This is a genomic window from Novosphingobium organovorum, assembly GCF_022832435.1.
Classification (GTDB): Bacteria; Pseudomonadota; Alphaproteobacteria; order Sphingomonadales; family Sphingomonadaceae; genus Novosphingobium; species Novosphingobium organovorum.
This window is the reverse complement of sequence record NZ_JALHLF010000093.1, coordinates 1-15,397: the sequence shown is the minus strand read 5'-3', so window position 1 is coordinate 15,397 and position 15,397 is coordinate 1. Positions and strand designations below refer to the sequence as shown.

The following is a 15,397-nucleotide window of genomic DNA, read 5'->3' as shown; positions in this document are numbered from 1 at the left end:
GGCCGCCAGCGCGCCACTCGCGGCCCCCGCGGCTCCCGCGGCAAGGGCCATGAAACGGCGCCGCGCAACGCGGCCCTGGCGGGGCTCGGGATGGTGGGTGTCGCGGTTGGTGCTGTTCATGGCGGCGGCTCTCCCTGGGTGGCCGGATATCGGCTCTGCCTGTGATATAGCGCTACATATCGTGCGCTCGCAAGGGGAAGGGCGTTGCCTTGGGCCGGGCGTTGGGCGTAGCGTTGGCCGTCCGGCGTGTGGGCCCTCGCAAGACGGCAGACGCGCGCCCGGCGATGCCTTGCGCCGCAAAGAGACGAATGCGTGATTGACAGCCCGCGCCCGGCTTCGTACCAATGTAGCGCTACAAATCGCTCCGCGCGGGCGTAAGGACAGGCCAGACCGGCGAAACGGGTCTGGCGCCAGGAGAGAGGAAAAGACCAGTGGCTGCCTTGCGCAAACGCGATCTGCTTCGGGCCGGCGTTGCCGCAATGGCCGCGGCTCTCGTCCCGGCGGCCAGCCGCGCCAAGAGTTACCGGATGCCCACCGACCGCCGCGGCGCGCCCAACCTGCTGCTGATCACCGCCGACGACATCGACTGGACCGGGCTCGGCTTCATGACCGGGCGCAGCGCTCTCACGCCCAATCTCGATCGGCTCGCCGCGCGCAGCCAGGTGTTCGAACAGGTGCGCACCGTGGCGCCGATCTGCATGCCCTCGCGCCAGGCCTTCATGAGCGGCAAGCTGCCCCACCGCAACGGCGGCAACGGCTTCTTCCCGATGGTCGAAGGCACGCCCACGCTGTGCAGCACGCTCGACCAGGCGGGCTACTACTGCGCGGCGAGCCACAAGATCGGGCACATGCAGCCCGCCTCTTCCTTCCCCTGGCGCAACGCGGCCGAAGGCAAGGATCGCCACCCGCTGGTCCACGCCGCGTTCCTCTCGCTCGCGATCACCGAGGCGCAGGCGCAGCTGCGGCCCTTCTTCGTCAACTGCAACATCAACGATCCGCACCGCCCGTTCTACGGCAGCCCGGTGGGGCTGGCGATGGATAACGGCAACCAGGGGCCCTACAAGGTGCCCCACGAACTGGGCGCGGGCGATGTTACCGTGCCCCCCAACCTCGACGATCTGCCCGCCGTGAGCACCGAGCACGCGCAGTACTGGAATTCGGTGCAGCGGCTCGACATCGCGGTCGGCCACATCCTCGACACGCTCGAGGCGAGCGGGGAGGCGGACAACACCGTCGTGCTGTTCGTCGCCGACCACGGCATGCCGCTGCCCTTCGCCAAGGCGACCTGCTACGACCACGGCATCCGCACGCCGGTGATCCTGCGCTATCCGGGCATGGGCGCGCCGCGCCGCCACGATACGCTGACCACCAATCTCGACATCCTGCCAACGCTGTGCGAACTGCTCGGCCAGAGCGCGCCCGAGGGGATCGACGGCGCCTCGTGGGTGCCGATGCTGCGCGATGGCGCGGCGTTCGAACGCGCTTACGTCACGTCTTACGTCGATTACGTGTCGAGCGGGATGCACTATCCCATGCGCTCGCTGCAGGACCGGCGCTGGGCGCTGCTCGTCACCCCCTGGGCTGATGGCGGGAAGACGCTGTTTCGGGCCGAGGCGATGTTCGGCCTCACCTGGCCCGCGATGGTCGAGCGGGCGAAGTCCGACCCGGCGATGGCCGAGCGCGTGGCGCAGTACACGCAAGGCTATCCGTTCGCGCTCTATGATCTCGAACACGATCCGGGCCAGCGCCACAATCTGATCGATGCGCCCGAACATCGCGCGCGCGCCGCGCGCATGAAGCAGCTCCTGCTCGACGAGATGGTGCGCACCGGCGATCCGCAGCTCGACAATTACCGCCGGATGCTCGCCGGGCAACCCGCGCAGGTGGCCCAGAACCCCGAGCGCTACCGCCTCAAGAGCGACGATTGAGCGCGCCGCGACCAGACGGCGCCAGGCCCACACGACAGGGAAGGACAGCATGAACCCGATCTCACGAACCCGCCGCGATCTGCTCGCCAGCCTCGCCGCAGGCGGACTGGCCGCCGCGACTGGCGCCAGTCCGGCCGCGGCGCTGGGCAAGGCGAAGAAGCCCAACATCGTCTTCTTCCTTGGTGAAGGGCTGCGCTGGGACGAGTTCGGCTTCATGGGCAACACCATCCTCAAGACGCCGAACATGGACCGCATCGCGCGCGAAGGCGCGGTGTTCCGCAACGCCTTTTGCACCAACGCGCTGTGCCTGCCCTCGCGCGCCTCGTTTCTGACCGGGGCCTATTCGCACCGCACCGGCGCTGTCACCAACGATGCCAACCAGGTCCCCAAGTCGTTCCCGATGCTGTGCGACGTGTTGCGCGAGGCGGGCTACGAGACCGCCTTCATCGGCAAGAGCCATATCGGCGGCGCGCTGCTCGACCATCCCTGGGACTACTACTTCGGCTTCAAGGGCCAGGCCGACTACATGCACCCCAGGGTGATCGAGGGGCGCAAGGGGCAGTATGGCGAGGAGACGACCTACGACGAATACGTCGACGACCTGCTGACCGACAAGGCGGTCGAATGGGTCGACAGCCGCAGCGGGGACAAGCCCTTCGTGCTGTTCCTGTGGTTCTACGCGCCCCACGCGCCGTTCTACCGTCCGCGCCGGATGCTCAACGACTTCAACGGGGTGGCGATCCCGGTGCCCGAGAACTTCGACGAGGATCTCAAGGGCTACCCCGGCAAGCCGCCGCGCGTGGCGGCTGCGGAAAACAAGATCGGTTCGGCCGAGGTGTTCAACGACGATCCGCGCACGCTCGAGGAGCTGGTCAAGAACCACTACGCGGGTGTCCAGTCGAACGACGAGGACGTGGGCCGGGTGATGGACAGCCTCGAGAAGAAGCGGATGCTCGACGAGACGGTGCTGTTCCTCAGCTCCGACCACGGCTTTTTCCTGGGCGAGCACACCTTCTACGACAAGCGGCTGATGTACGAACCCTCGATCCGCATTCCGATGATGGTCCGCTATCCCAAGACGATCGCGGCGGGCACGGTGCGCGAGGAAATGGTGCTCAACGTCGATGCCGCGCAGACCCTGCTCGACATGGCGGGCCTTTCCGCACCCGCCACGATGCAGGGGCGCAGCTTCTACCCGCTCGCGCGGGGCAAGGACCTGCCCGACTGGCGCAAGGACTGGATGTACGAGTTTTTCGAATACCCCGCCTTCGAGGCCGTCCCGCCCTGTCGCGGCGTGCGCACCGAGCGCTGGAAGTACATCCACTATTTCGTGCTGCCCGAAAGCCACGAACTCTACGATCTCGAAACCGACCCCAACGAGGACCATAACCTCTACGGCCAGCCGGGCTACGAGGCGATTACCGAGGGCTTGCGCAACCGGCTCGTCGAACTGCGCCGCGAGACGCTCGACGATTACCGCTGGCAGGCCAGCCGCATCGCCAAGATGCGCGCGCAATACACCCCCGCGCCGACCGATCTGGTGGCCGCGCCCGGCAACTGAGCCGGCGCTGCAGGGCAGGGCATCCGGGGCCGGGGGGACGCACGTTTTCCCGGCCTCGCCGCGTTGGCGCGCGGCGCGCGTGCCGGTTGGGCAGCCTATTGGGCTGCCGCGCGTTGCCCTGCATTGCATTGACTTTGGTCGGGACGGCGCACACCTGTTGCGGGCAAGCGTTCGATTGTTGTTCCGGCTTGCCCTGGCGGAGTGCGCGCGAATGCAGTTGGATCTAGAGGCGCTCTTTACCTTGTCGCCCAACTCCTATGTCGTGTTTGACCGGGACTGGACGATCGTGTGGATGAACCAGGCCTACCTCAACGCCACCATGCGCACGCGCGCGGAGATTACCGGGCGCAACGTCTTTGAAGCCTTTCCCAGCGATCCGGATTCGGAAAGCTACGCCTTGCTGCGCGCGTCGTTCGACCGGGTGCTGGAGACCCGCACGGTCGACGAGATCGCGCTCATCCCTTACGACATCGCGGCGCCCGACGGTTCGCGCCAGGAACGCTTCTGGAGCGCCACGCACACCCCGTTGCTCGACGATGCGGGCGAGGTGGCCTTCATCCTCCAGCACACCGTCGACGTGACCGAACTGCACGGGCTGCGCCGCATGCGCGACGAGATCGGTGTCGTGCGCCGCGCGATCGCGGTGCAGGAGCGTAACTCCGCGCTCCAGGCGCAGCGCGAACGGCTGACGCGCTATTTCCAGGAGGCGCCGGGCTTCATGGCCGTGCTGGGAGGGCCCGATCACCGCTTCGAGCTGGCCAATTCCGCCTACCAGAAGCTCGTCGCGCACCGCGCGGTCGTGGGCATGGCGGTTGCCGATGCGCTGCCCGAAGTGGTCGAACAGGGCTTCGTCGCGATCCTCGACGAAGTGCGCCGGTCGGGGCGCCCCTATTTCGGCCGTGCGCTCGAAGTGCATCTGGCGGTGGACGAGGCGGGGCCGGGCGAGGAGCCCAGGCTCGAGCGGCGCTACGTCGATCTCGTCTACCAGCCGATCCTGGAAGCCGATGCGGTCACCGGGATCTTCGTGCAGGGCCACGACGTCACCCACGGGGTCGAGGCGCAGGCGCACCAGGACCTGCTCATCAACGAGCTGCACCACCGCGTGAAGAACACCCTGGCGATCGTCCAGAGCCTTGCCACGCAGACCTTCCGCGGGATCGATGGCGCGCGCGAGGCGCGGCGCGCCTTCGACGCGCGGCTTCAGGCGCTGGCGCGCGCGCACGACCTGTTGACCGAGCGTAACTGGCAGGAAACTCCGCTGGGTGCGGTTATCGCGCAGACCGTGCGCGCCGCGGCGGGCGATGCGGCCGCACGCATCGCCATCGACGGGCCCGAGGTCCTGCTCTCGCCGCGCCTCTCGGTGACCATGGCGATGACCCTGCACGAGCTGACCACCAACGCGATCAAGTATGGCGCGCTGGCGAACGAGGACGGGCGCATCGCGGTCGCCTGGAGCCTGTCGGAGGAGGACGAGCCGATGCTGCGCGCGACCTGGTGCGAGAGCGGCGGCCCCCGCGTCGAGGCGCCTGCGCACAGGGGCTTTGGCATGCGACTCATCGAACTGGGAATCGCTGCCGAGCCGCACGGCAAGGTCACGCTCGACTTTGCTCCCGAAGGGCTTGCGGCCACGCTTGAACTGCGGCTGGTGCGCCCGCGCGCACCGGGATGACGTGCGCCGCTGCGCGCCCGGCCAGGGAAACGCCCGAGGGAATGGCCTCAGGGGATGGCCTCAGGGGATGGGGAGCGCGGCGCGGCGGATAAAAATTGCACGGGAGGCGCCATAAATGGCGCACATTACCCGTCAAATCAGGGCTATAACGCGCCATCTTCAGCAAGGACCGGTCATGACGCGCGCATCCCTCGGCTTTTCGCCTGCCAACCCAGCCGTGCAGGGTATCGCCTGCGGCATGGGCGCGGGCGCGCTGTGGGGGCTGGTCTTCCTCGCCCCGCAGCTGCTGGGCGATTTTGCGCCGATCCAGATCGCGATCGGGCGCTATCTCGCCTACGGGGTGATCGCGTTCGTCTTGTTCGCGCCGCGCCGGGCCGCCGTGCTCGCCGCGATCGGCCGGCGCGAATGGTGCGCGCTGGCCGCGCTCGCGTTCACCGGCAACACGCTCTACTATATTCTGCTGTCGAGCGCGGTGCAGCAGGGCGGCATCGCGATGACCTCGCTGGTTATCGGCTTTCTGCCGGTCGTGGTGACGATCGTGGGCAGCCGGGACAAGGGGGCGGTGCCGCTGGTGCGGCTCGCGCCTGCGTTGCTGCTGTGTGCGCTCGGAGCGGTGTGCATCGGCTGGCAGGCGCTGAGCGCGCCCGTGCCGGGTGGGCTGGCGCGCCAGCTGATCGGGCTGGGCTGTGCGCTCGGCGCGCTGGTTTCGTGGAGCGCCTTTGCGGTGGGCAACGCGCGCTGTCTGGCCCGTCTCGAACACGTCGGGGTGCACGACTGGAACCTGCTGACCGGCATTGTCACCGGGCTTCAGGCGCTCGCGCTGGTGCCTTTCGCGCTGGTGCTGGCGCCCGGCCACCACGCCGCCGGAGCCTGGCTGCACTTCCTCGGGGTTTCGGTGGGGATTGCGCTTGCCGCCTCGATCGTTGGCAACGCGCTGTGGAACCGCATGTCGCGCCTGCTGCCGCTGACCCTGGTTGGCCAGATGATCCTGTTCGAGACGCTGTTCGCGCTGCTCTACGGCTTCGTCTGGGAGCAGCGCCTGCCCACGCTGCTCGAACTTGCCGCGTTCGGGCTGGTGGTCGCCAGCGTGCTGACCTGCGTTGCCGCGCACCAGCGCCCTCGCCCGCTACCCGGCGCACTGGTGCTGACCGGCGAAGGGCGCGACTGATACCAACCTGCAGTGATCCTGACCTATGAGGACGGTTCCTGGTGGCCCTCGAACGGCGTCGCGTCCTCGTGACGATAAACCACATCGCCACTGTCGCTCCTCCTCGCCAGTGAACGGGACTGGCTATCCTCATAGGTCAGGATCACTGCAGGTTGGTATGAGCCNTCCTGGTGGCCCTCGAACGGCGTCGCGTCCTCGTGACGATAAACCACATCGCCACTGTCGCTCCTCCTCGCCAGTGAACGGGACTGGCTATCCTCATAGGTCAGGATCACTGCAGGTTGGTATGAGCCGGCCGGACGCACTGACCCGCCCCGATCCGCCACCCGACGCGAATATACGGCAGGTGGGGGGATGGGGCCGTGCCGTCGGGGAAAGGCCCTCCTGGACCTGACCCCGACAGGTTCTCAGAACTCGGCCCAGTCGTCGCTCACCGCGAGGCTGCCGGAGGCGGCGGCGGCGCGCGCTGCAGGGCGCGGTGCGGCGCGTACCGGCAGGCGTTCGATCGAGGCCGAATAGCCGCCGCCCTGGCTGGCGTGGCTGGCGTGGTTGGAGGGGGCACCATGGCTGCTGCCGCCCATCGCGCCAAGGTCGAAGCGGCCGACCAGCTGGCCCATGCGCTGGGCCTCCTGCGCCAGGCTGCGCGAGGCGGCGGTCGATTCCTCGACCAGCGCGGCGTTCTGCTGGGTGGAAGTGTCCATCTGGCCGACGACCTGATCGACCTGGCCGATCGCGTTGGCCTGGTCGGTGGCCGAATCGGCGATGCGCCCGATCATCTGCGCCATCGAGGCGGTGCGCTCGACGATCTTGCCCAGCGCCTCGCGCGTGCGGCCGAGCATCTCGACGCCGTTGTTCACCTCGCCGCCGCTGGTCTGGATGATCCCGCTGATTTCGCGCGCGGCCTCGGCCGAACGCTCGGCCAGCGCGCGCACTTCGGTGGCGACGACGGCAAAGCCCTTGCCCGCCTCGCCCGCGCGCGCCGCCTCGACGCCCGCGTTGAGCGCGAGCAGATTGGTCTGGAAGGCGATCCCGTCGATCAGGGTGACGATCTCGGCCATGCGCTGGCTCGATTTGGAGATGGCCTCCATCGCGTTCGAGGCGCGCACCATGATCTCGCTGCCTTCCTCGGCCTCGCGTTCGGTTTCCAGCGCGCTGCGGCGCGCTTCGTTGGCGACCTGGGCGGTGTCCGAAACCGATTCGCGCAGCTCGCGCACGGCGGCAGCGGACTCTTCGAGCGCGGCGGCCTGCGAGGTGGTGCGCTGGGCCAGGTCGTCCGCCGCACTGGCGATTTCGCCCGCACCGTTATTGACGTGCTCCGACGCGCTGGCCACTTGCCCGAGGACGTCGCCGAGCTGCACGATCGCCTCGTTGAAGTCGACCCGCAGGCGTTCGTAGTCCTGCGGGAAGCGAGTGTTGATGGCACAGTCGAGCCGCCCGGCCTTGAGCGAGCCGAGACCGGTCGCCAGTTCGTTGACGACCACGCGCTGGGCGGCGGCCTGTTCCTCGGCCTGCGCGCTGGCGCGGGCGGCCACGGCGACCTTGATCGAATCGAGCGCGCGGGCGATCTCTCCGATCTCGTCGCGCCCGTCGCGGCCGGGGATCGCGCGTTCCAGATTGCCCGCGCCCATGTCTTCCATCGCGCGGGTGAGGCCGGCAAGCGGTCCGGTCACGCGGTTCATCATGAGCACCAGCACCGCCGCACAACTGATCCCGATCAGCACGAGAAAGGCGACGATCCAGGCAAACGCGCTCGACACCGTGGCGCTGCCGGCTTGGCCCGCATCCTTGCCGATCTTCACGTTGTAGGCGAATTCCTCGTCGACCTGCTTGTCGAGCTGGTTGCCCAGCGGCTTGAGCGTGCGGTTGTAGAGCGTGGTGGCCTCTACGTTGTGCAACGCCAGCGACAGAGGGCGAACCTGCTCAAGACCCGTTTTCCAGTCGGTCCAAGTCTTCTCGAGCGCCTGGAAGAGCACTGCCTCTTTGTCGTCGGAGACGAGATTTCGGTAAGTATCAAAGGCCTTGTCGGTCGCCGCGATGGCCCCGGAGAGCTCGTCGTCGATGCGGCGGGTGTCCGCCTGCGTTTCGGCCAGGATATGCTGGGTCATCCGGATGCGCGCCAGCGCCTGATTTTGGGCGATATCGCCCATGACCGCAAGGCTGGGCACGGTGTTGCTTGAGGAATAATCGAGGCTTTCGCCCAGCTTGTCGATGAAACGCAGTGCCATGGCGCCGCTGGCCAGCGCGAGGACGGCGATCAGCAGGGAGGCGGCCATGGTGACAGTGCGAATTTTGAGATTGCCCAGGAGAATCATTACGGCGCTCTTTTCATGCCATGAAAGGGAGTGGCACGTCGTTTACCAACGATCCGGCAAGGAATGCCTGAGTGGGCTCCTGTGGTTTTTACGAGGAGGCTCCTCGCCGTACGCTAGGCACTCTTTGTGCGCCGCCCGCACTTCCCCGCACGCAGGGGGCGGGGGCTCCCAAGGTTTTGCACACCTTCAATTCCTCCTCAGCCATCATGCGCGATTGACCCGGACCCGGAGCTGTGCGAAATGGCCCCACGCTTCGGCGCCTGATCCCGGCCACGCTGGCCCGATCAGCCCGGCGATGCGCGGGTGTAGCTCAATGGTAGAGCAGCAGCTTCCCAAGCTGACGACGAGGGTTCGATTCCCTTCACCCGCTCCATCCCCCCTTCAAAAATCATCCGAAGAATGGTATAAAAGCCCGGAAATCCGGGGCTTTTGCGCTCCGCTTCGTCCGGATTTGACCGCCCTTTTCCGCCTGCATCCAGGAAATTTTGGGGGTACTTTGGGGTTTCGTCGTCTGGACCAGTGAGAGAGACCCCCATCGTGGGGGACTCGTAACGGGAAAGGCGCTGAAATATGCCACTTACCGACATTGCGATCCGAAACGCGAAGCCCCGAGAGAAGCCCTACAAGCTGGGCGACGCGCTTGGCCTGTTCCTGCTGGTCAAACCCACAGGAGGAAAGCTCTGGCGCGTGAAGTATCGCATCCACGGCAAGGAAAAGGCGCTCGCGATCGGCACCTATCCAACCGTCGGCCTGGCCGAGGCTCGGCGCCGCCGGGACAGTGCGCGTGAGCTGGTCTTCGATGGGCGCGATCCGTCGATAGAAAAGCGGCGAGACAAGATGCGCGCGGAAATGGCCTCGGCCACGACGTTCACCTCCGTCGCCGAGGAGTATTGTGCCAAGCGCAAACGCGATGGCGCCAAGGCCTGGGCCCCCGCGACGGCCAACCGCAGCGAGTATCTTCTCTCGCTGCTGCGCGGCTCGATCGGCGACATGCCGATAGCCGATATCCAACCAATAGATGTTTTGACTGCCGTTCGCAGAATCGAGAGGAAGGGGCAGCTGGAAAGCGCGCGTCGCACGCTCCAGCTCGCAGGCGCTGTCTTCCGCTACGCGGTCGCCACCGCCCGCATCCCCTCCGATCCGACCCGCGATCTTCGTGGCGCGCTGACCACACCCACGGTCACCCACTATGGCGCGATCATCGACCCGGAACGCGTTGGGGAACTGCTGCGGGCGATTGAAGGCTATGAAGGTCAGCCCATGACCAAACTGGCGATGCAGTTGGCGCCCCATGTCTTCGTCCGCCCTGGCGAGTTGCGCCACGCCGAATGGTCAGAGTTCGACTTCGATGGTGCACTCTGGAGGATCCCCGCCGCGAAGACGAAGATGCGAAAAGACCATCTGGTCCCGCTTTCTCGCCAGAGCCTCGCCCTGCTTGAAGACGCCAAGGCGCTGACGGGGCCGGAAGGGTACGTGTTTCCTTCCATCCGGTCGCGTCGTCGACCGATGAGCGACAACACGATCAACGCTGGTTTGCGCCGCCTTGGCTACGCCAGCGACGAAATGACCGCGCATGGTTTCAGGGCAATGGCTTCCACCCTGCTCAATGAAAGCGGCAAGTGGCATCCCGACGCAATCGAACGTGCGCTGGCGCATGGGGACAGCGACAAGGTCCGGGCGGCCTATCACCGTGGCGCACACTGGAAGGAGCGGGTCGAGATGGCGCAATGGTGGAGCGACCATTTGGATAGTCTAAGGAAGCTGGACGATTTGGGCAGCAGTTGTGGAAGAACGAGCGGCACAGGCCGGAGGAGAACATAGTTGGAACTTTCCAGTCGTGGTTTTTACAGGTAGGGTCCACTCCCAAGTGCCAAAGGAGATCGTCGGTGAAAGTTGCAGGACTGTTTGCAGGTATCGGAGGTTTGGAGCGCGGACTCGAAACTGCCGGTCACGAAACGGCACTGCTATGTGAGATTTGGGAACCTGCGAGGGCCGTCTTAGCCGCACACCTGCCCGACGTACCGTGCGAGAACGACGTACGAGACCTAACCTCACTTCCTGGCGACGTGGAACTGTTGGTCGGAGGTTTTCCCTGCCAAGACCTCAGCCAGGCAGGCCGTACGGCCGGTATCCGGGGGGCGAAGTCTGGACTTGTCGGCGAAGTCTTCCGGTTGCTGGACGATCGGCGGGTGCCTTGGGTTGTGCTGGAGAACGTATCGTTCATGCTGCAACTCGATCGGGGTCGCGGTATGCTGACGTTGATCGAGGCGTTCGAGGAACGCGGATATCGGTGGGCCTATCGCGTGGTCAACACGATGGCCTATCTGCCTCAACGTCGTGAACGTGTCCTGTTCGTCGCAACCACGACCGACGTCGATCCAGCTTCGGTGGTCCTCGTCGATGAAGTGGAACCGTCAATCCCCGAGACGGATCTCGATGCTCGGGCACATGGCTTCTATTGGACCGAAGGCCTTCGCGGTCTCGGGTGGGCTCCGGACGCCGTTCCGACCTTGAAGAATGGCTCGACCGTCGGGATCGCGTCCCCGCCCGCAATTTTGATGCCGAACGGAAACGTGGTCACACCGGACATCCGGGATGCCGAAAGGCTCCAAGGCTTTCCGACCGACTGGACTCGTCCGGCTGAATCGGTCGGGCGTGCTTCGTTGAGATGGTCTTTGGTCGGAAATGCAGTTTCCGTGCCGGTCGCGGGCTGGCTTGGAAGCCGTTTGACCCGGCCGGGGAATTACCAAGCTGCACGTGACGTACCTCTTCCCAAGAATGGTCGCTGGCCGAAGGCCGCACGCTTCGACGGCACGTCCCGACATGGGGTTTCCATCGGCGCTTTCCCGACGTGGCAGGATCGCCTTCCCTTGGCGTCGTTTCTAAACTTCGAGGGCAAACCTCTCTCTGCCCGTGCCACACGGGGGTTTCTTTCGCGTACGGAGCGAGCGAGCTTGCGCTTCGCAGATGGTTTCCAGGATCGACTGCGTGAACACCTTGCTCGCATGGAAGCTCCGACCGAGGGTCGCGAACTGGAGTTCGCCGTCGCGGCGGAATGACATTCGCCAAGCCTGCCGCCGACGTTTCGGAGAGAATGCGAGGAATCAGGCGAACGGGCACGACGGCAGAGCTCGTAGTCGGTGCAACCTTGCGAGAATTGGGACTGAGTTACAGGAAGAACGTCAAGGCTCTGCCCGGGAGCCCCGATTTCGCCAACCAAAGGCGTAGGTGGGCGATATTCGTCAATGGCTGTTTCTGGCATCATCACACTGGTTGTCGACGCGCGACCGTGCCGAAATCGAATGCCGAATTTTGGACTGAAAAGTTCCTTGCCAATCGAAGGCGCGACGCGCGCGCAATCAGATCTCTACGGTCACGCGGGTACAACGTATTGGTAATATGGGAATGTCAGAACGAGGGGCTTCACCGAAGACTTCAAAGATCCCTGAAACGGGTAGCGTAGGTGCTAGCAAGGCGCGAGATCATCGTGTCGTAATGATAGATTTCACCTGGCTGCGGCGCTGGTGGTGTCTCGACCAGTCGCACGGGCGACCCGTCGTTCGGCATGTCGATAACCACGATGGCGAGCGCATCGTAACCGACGTCACCGGTCTTTGACCGACGGGGAAGCTGCTTGACCTTGTCGACCGCGAGTTGCGCTGCTCGGGGTTGTTTATGCTCGCTCCATTCCGGATCTGACGCGCGGTTCTTTTTGTTGAGGTCAGGACTCAGGTAGCGTTCCGCCTGATTGACCATCGTGAAGCCAACCGCAATCGCCTGGTCGTCCGATCCGTGGACAGTCATGTGCGACGAGTTCAATTCGTCGTACAAGCGAGGCAGCGCACGTTGATGTGCCGTCATGCATGCCTTTGCTTCAAGAGCCATCAGCACTGATCCGACGGGACCTCGAACCAATGACGGAAGCCCGGCCAGGGCATCTTGCTCAGCTTGTGTGAGTGCGATGCCGTAGCCGGCAGCGGTAGAAGCGAGCGTTTGCCCGGTAACAGCACCTCCGGGCGTGCAGAGGACGAGATCCAAGTCCTTCTTTCGGTCGTGGACGAAGTCCCGCATTTCGTGGTTGATCCCAAAACAAACCTTGCCCTCCTCGACATGCCGCCGAAGCAGGGGAGTGTTTGCGAGCACGTCGAATACCACCCCCCAGCAGGCGACCTTGGAGTGGTGATCGCTGCGCGAATGGTACTGCCAAGAATTTCCGAATTTGTCCGTACGAGAAGGGATAGAAAGCGTTCTTGCAAGAATGTCGGGGCCGTACATCAATCACTCGCATATCAGGGTCGTAAACTGCTCGGAGTCGACAGTTTTGGGGCGTCCATCAGCTATTCAGTCGACTTGATGCCCTGTGTCAACGAACACGAGGCAAGTTATCGCCTGGCGCGCCCCAATGTCCGAATTGTGAACCTTACTCAAGATTCATGCCGCCAGCCAAACCTGATTGAGAATTTGCGCCGCCAGGGCCGATTTGTCCTGCGGAAGGAAGCGCCCGTAGTGCTTGGCGACCATGTCGGGCGTGTCCTGGATCGCGTAGCTCGCGCGCTCGTATGATCCCGTCTGCTTGAGGATGTGGGTCGCCAGGACGTCGCGGATGTTGTGTGGCCCGTGCGGAAGCAGTCCCTTGATGACGCCTCTTTGCGTGTAGGGATTGTAGATGCCGTAGCGCTGGATCACGAGCCGCCAAGCCTCGTAGAAGGTGTTCTGGTCGTATTCTGCGGTTCGGCTGGTGACCTTGGTGGTCTTGACGAAGAAGGTGCCCGGATCGGCGATTGTGCCGAGCAACACCGGGCGATGGCGGCGGATGAATTCGTCGATGTGTCGGTGCAAGCCTCCCAGATCCGGCAAGACGAGCCGGAACGGACGACCGTCGAAGAACGAGGATCCTGCGTTCTTGAAGGCGTTGGCGGGGATGACGACTTCCCAGCCATGGTCGCGTTCGCTCCAGCGGATCTCGCCACGCTTCAGCGCTTCGAGCTGACGCTCGGATCGGGGCAGCCGGTCACGTGGGCAGACCATCAACTGGCGCAGGTTCTTTTGCCGCAAGCCCAGATGGAGGCCAAGGCGAATGAGCAGGAACGCGCGTGCGGCTTCGGCCGCCGCGCGTGGATAGCGATCGGGATCGGGCGCGAGCCGCAGAACTTCATCGGCGATCTTGCGGTACTCGCCCACCGGGCTGTCCGCTTCGAGAACGGGTAGGATGGGTTCGAAGGGATCGCGGTGCACGCGCGCGACACGCTCTATTTCCTTGGCCCGGGCAATGGCGTGCGCGTGGAGCCGATCACAGGCCGTATCCCAGTCTTGCGACGCGGCATCGACGTCCGCCTCGCTCAGCAGGCCTTCGATAGGGAGAAGCCGCGTTGCCAGTTCGGGCATCTGGCGCAGCCATCCGGTGCGTTTGCGGGTCAGTGCCGCTCCGAGGCGCAGCATGTCCACTTCCCAGCGGGTGAAGAAGCCGCGCCGTGCCTCGCGCCACTGGATGTACCAGTCCCAGGTTCGCGGAAACACGAGCAGGGCCAGCGTGAGCTGTTCTGCGGGAACGCCGAGACCCGCGACGGCGTCATCCGGCCCGGCGTGCATGGCGCCGAACAGAAGGCCCAGGTGCTCCACCTTCTGGAGAATGGTCTCCTCATTCCAGACACCATTCCGGTGAAAGCCGATGTCGGTCAGCGTGCTCGACTTGAATCGGATCAGTTCCGCGAGTTCGGCGGTGAGGCGCGGCGGAGCCTCCTTCGCCGTGCGGGTAAGGCCGGTGCCGGGAAGCGCGTCGCGGTCTTCGCCCTGGTCATTTATCGGTGTCGGTCGGCCTTGAGGCTTACGCCCGGTCAGCGAAGGGAACCGCAGGCCATAGCGCAGCTTGGCGGCATCGGCCTGATAGCGTCGATATTCGGTCGAACCGGAAATGATGACGGTGCGGACCCATTGGAGGATTTCCGCCCGCTCCTTGCGCGAACGCTGGGCGAAATCGTCTGGCAAATGCCAGGACAGCCGACGTTGTTCGGCCGGGGCAATGCCGCGCACCGCCTGATCGGCGGGTGCGCGCCCAGGGTGCGGCAGCTTCGCCTTGAAATAGCCGGGAGGCAGCCCATAGCGCGCCTCGATGCGCGCAAGCACGTCCAGGCTCGCGACGTTGCGGGGCAGGCGCTTGCCCAGGCTCCAGCCCTTGAGCGTGTCGGGATGGAAGGTCTCGTCGGGCCGAATGATTGCGCGATGGAGGAGAAGGCTTGTTTCGTCGAAGCGTTTCATGTGCAGCCGCAGTGCTTCGTCGAAGCTGTCCGGTTCCTCCCATTCCTGGAACTGCGCAACGGGACGTTCGGCCGGTTGCCTGCGCTTCGCTCCCCGTTTGCCCTGACACCGCTTCGGGGCCGCTGTTGGTTTCTGGGAGCTGGGGCGGGGCATGGAATTCTTTCGGGCAGGGTGTGAGGCTTGCCGGGCGAGTGAAGCCCGATCGCGAGGGCGCGGGCCTATTCCTCAACGAGGTGACTAAGTCACTATGCTGGAATGAAAATTCAGAGGGTATCTTGTGGTTCGACGTTGGTAGCAGGTTGTAGGCGGGGGCTGACCCGCGCTTTCTGCGCGGCCGGGCTCTATTTCGCTCGCTCTCAACCGAGCCACCGGCTGCGCCGCCGTCTCGTCGGCAGAGCCGTGACGATCCCTGTCAGGTTGCGGACTGCCCTTGGCATCCCGCCAACAGTCGCCGCGCAGGAGGCGCGGCGGCGTTGAGCCTTGACGGCTCCGTGGTGGCGGGGG

The 15,397-nt window shown here is 65.1% G+C and carries 10 protein-coding genes and 1 tRNA gene; 8 read left to right on the top strand and 3 right to left on the bottom strand.

Features of this window, described 5'->3' with window-relative positions:
• Window positions 1-527: 527 nt before the first annotated feature.
• From MTR62_RS16795 to MTR62_RS16780, 4 genes are all read left to right on the top strand, one after another.
• A complete protein-coding gene (locus MTR62_RS16795; protein WP_244023070.1) occupies window positions 528-1,928 on the top strand; it encodes a sulfatase family protein in 1,401 nt (466 codons plus the stop codon).
• 49 nt (window positions 1,929-1,977) lie between these two features.
• Window positions 1,978-3,489 (top strand): sulfatase family protein, encoded by a 1,512-nt coding sequence (locus MTR62_RS16790; RefSeq protein WP_244023068.1) that lies wholly within the window; start codon window positions 1,978-1,980, stop codon window positions 3,487-3,489.
• A 211-nt stretch (window positions 3,490-3,700) separates the two neighbouring features.
• Window positions 3,701-5,158, top strand: coding sequence for a sensor histidine kinase (locus tag MTR62_RS16785; RefSeq protein ID WP_244023066.1), 1,458 nt, complete (start codon window positions 3,701-3,703; stop codon window positions 5,156-5,158).
• A gap of 175 nt (window positions 5,159-5,333) precedes the next feature.
• Window positions 5,334-6,326 (top strand): DMT family transporter, encoded by a 993-nt coding sequence (locus MTR62_RS16780; protein WP_244023064.1) that lies wholly within the window; start codon window positions 5,334-5,336, stop codon window positions 6,324-6,326.
• A gap of 407 nt (window positions 6,327-6,733) precedes the next feature.
• Here the strand turns inward: MTR62_RS16780 and MTR62_RS16775 are convergent, their stop codons facing one another.
• On the bottom strand, window positions 6,734-8,638 hold the full coding sequence (locus MTR62_RS16775; protein ID WP_244023062.1) for a methyl-accepting chemotaxis protein: 1,905 nt from the start codon (window positions 8,636-8,638) through the stop codon (window positions 6,734-6,736).
• Between the two features lie 299 nt (window positions 8,639-8,937).
• Here MTR62_RS16775 and MTR62_RS16770 point away from each other — a divergent pair.
• From MTR62_RS16770 to MTR62_RS21650, 4 genes are all read left to right on the top strand, one after another.
• Window positions 8,938-9,011, top strand: a tRNA-Gly gene (locus MTR62_RS16770).
• A 197-nt stretch (window positions 9,012-9,208) separates the two neighbouring features.
• Window positions 9,209-10,459 (top strand): tyrosine-type recombinase/integrase, encoded by a 1,251-nt coding sequence (locus MTR62_RS16765; RefSeq protein ID WP_244023060.1) that lies wholly within the window; start codon window positions 9,209-9,211, stop codon window positions 10,457-10,459.
• Between the two features lie 65 nt (window positions 10,460-10,524).
• Complete coding sequence (locus MTR62_RS16760) at window positions 10,525-11,697, top strand: DNA cytosine methyltransferase (RefSeq protein WP_244023058.1); 1,173 nt, start codon at window positions 10,525-10,527, stop codon at window positions 11,695-11,697.
• Window positions 11,694-12,101 carry a very short patch repair endonuclease gene (locus MTR62_RS21650; RefSeq protein ID WP_407672700.1) on the top strand — a complete coding sequence of 136 codons (408 nt, stop codon included), beginning with the start codon at window positions 11,694-11,696 and terminating at the stop codon, window positions 12,099-12,101. The genes MTR62_RS16760 and MTR62_RS21650 overlap by 4 nt, the downstream gene beginning before the upstream one ends.
• Here the strand turns inward: MTR62_RS21650 and MTR62_RS16755 are convergent.
• Together MTR62_RS16755 and MTR62_RS16750 are read right to left on the bottom strand one after the other, a co-directional pair.
• A complete protein-coding gene (locus MTR62_RS16755) occupies window positions 12,074-12,913 on the bottom strand; it encodes a hypothetical protein (protein ID WP_244023056.1) in 840 nt (279 codons plus the stop codon). The two genes, MTR62_RS21650 and MTR62_RS16755, sit on opposite strands and share 28 nt — an antisense overlap.
• 156 nt (window positions 12,914-13,069) lie before the next feature.
• Complete coding sequence (locus tag MTR62_RS16750) at window positions 13,070-15,046, bottom strand: hypothetical protein (protein WP_244023054.1); 1,977 nt, start codon at window positions 15,044-15,046, stop codon at window positions 13,070-13,072.
• Window positions 15,047-15,397 lie beyond the last annotated feature (351 nt).

Excerpts from the sequence above, each read along its gene's own strand:
- MTR62_RS16795 (WP_244023070.1), top strand. The coding sequence starts at position 528 with ATGCCCACCGACCGCCGCGGCGCGCCCAACCTGCTGCTGATCACCGCC.
- MTR62_RS16790 (WP_244023068.1), top strand. The coding sequence starts at position 1,978 with ATGAACCCGATCTCACGAACCCGCCGCGATCTGCTCGCCAGCCTCGCC.
- MTR62_RS16785 (WP_244023066.1), top strand. The coding sequence starts at position 3,701 with ATGCAGTTGGATCTAGAGGCGCTCTTTACCTTGTCGCCCAACTCCTAT.
- MTR62_RS16780 (WP_244023064.1), top strand. The coding sequence starts at position 5,334 with ATGACGCGCGCATCCCTCGGCTTTTCGCCTGCCAACCCAGCCGTGCAG.
- MTR62_RS16775 (WP_244023062.1), bottom strand. The coding sequence starts at position 8,638 with ATGATTCTCCTGGGCAATCTCAAAATTCGCACTGTCACCATGGCCGCC.
- MTR62_RS16765 (WP_244023060.1), top strand. The coding sequence starts at position 9,209 with ATGCCACTTACCGACATTGCGATCCGAAACGCGAAGCCCCGAGAGAAG.
- MTR62_RS21650 (WP_407672700.1), top strand. The coding sequence starts at position 11,694 with ATGACATTCGCCAAGCCTGCCGCCGACGTTTCGGAGAGAATGCGAGGA.
- MTR62_RS16755 (WP_244023056.1), bottom strand. The coding sequence starts at position 12,913 with ATGTACGGCCCCGACATTCTTGCAAGAACGCTTTCTATCCCTTCTCGT.
- MTR62_RS16750 (WP_244023054.1), bottom strand. The coding sequence starts at position 15,046 with ATGCCCCGCCCCAGCTCCCAGAAACCAACAGCGGCCCCGAAGCGGTGT.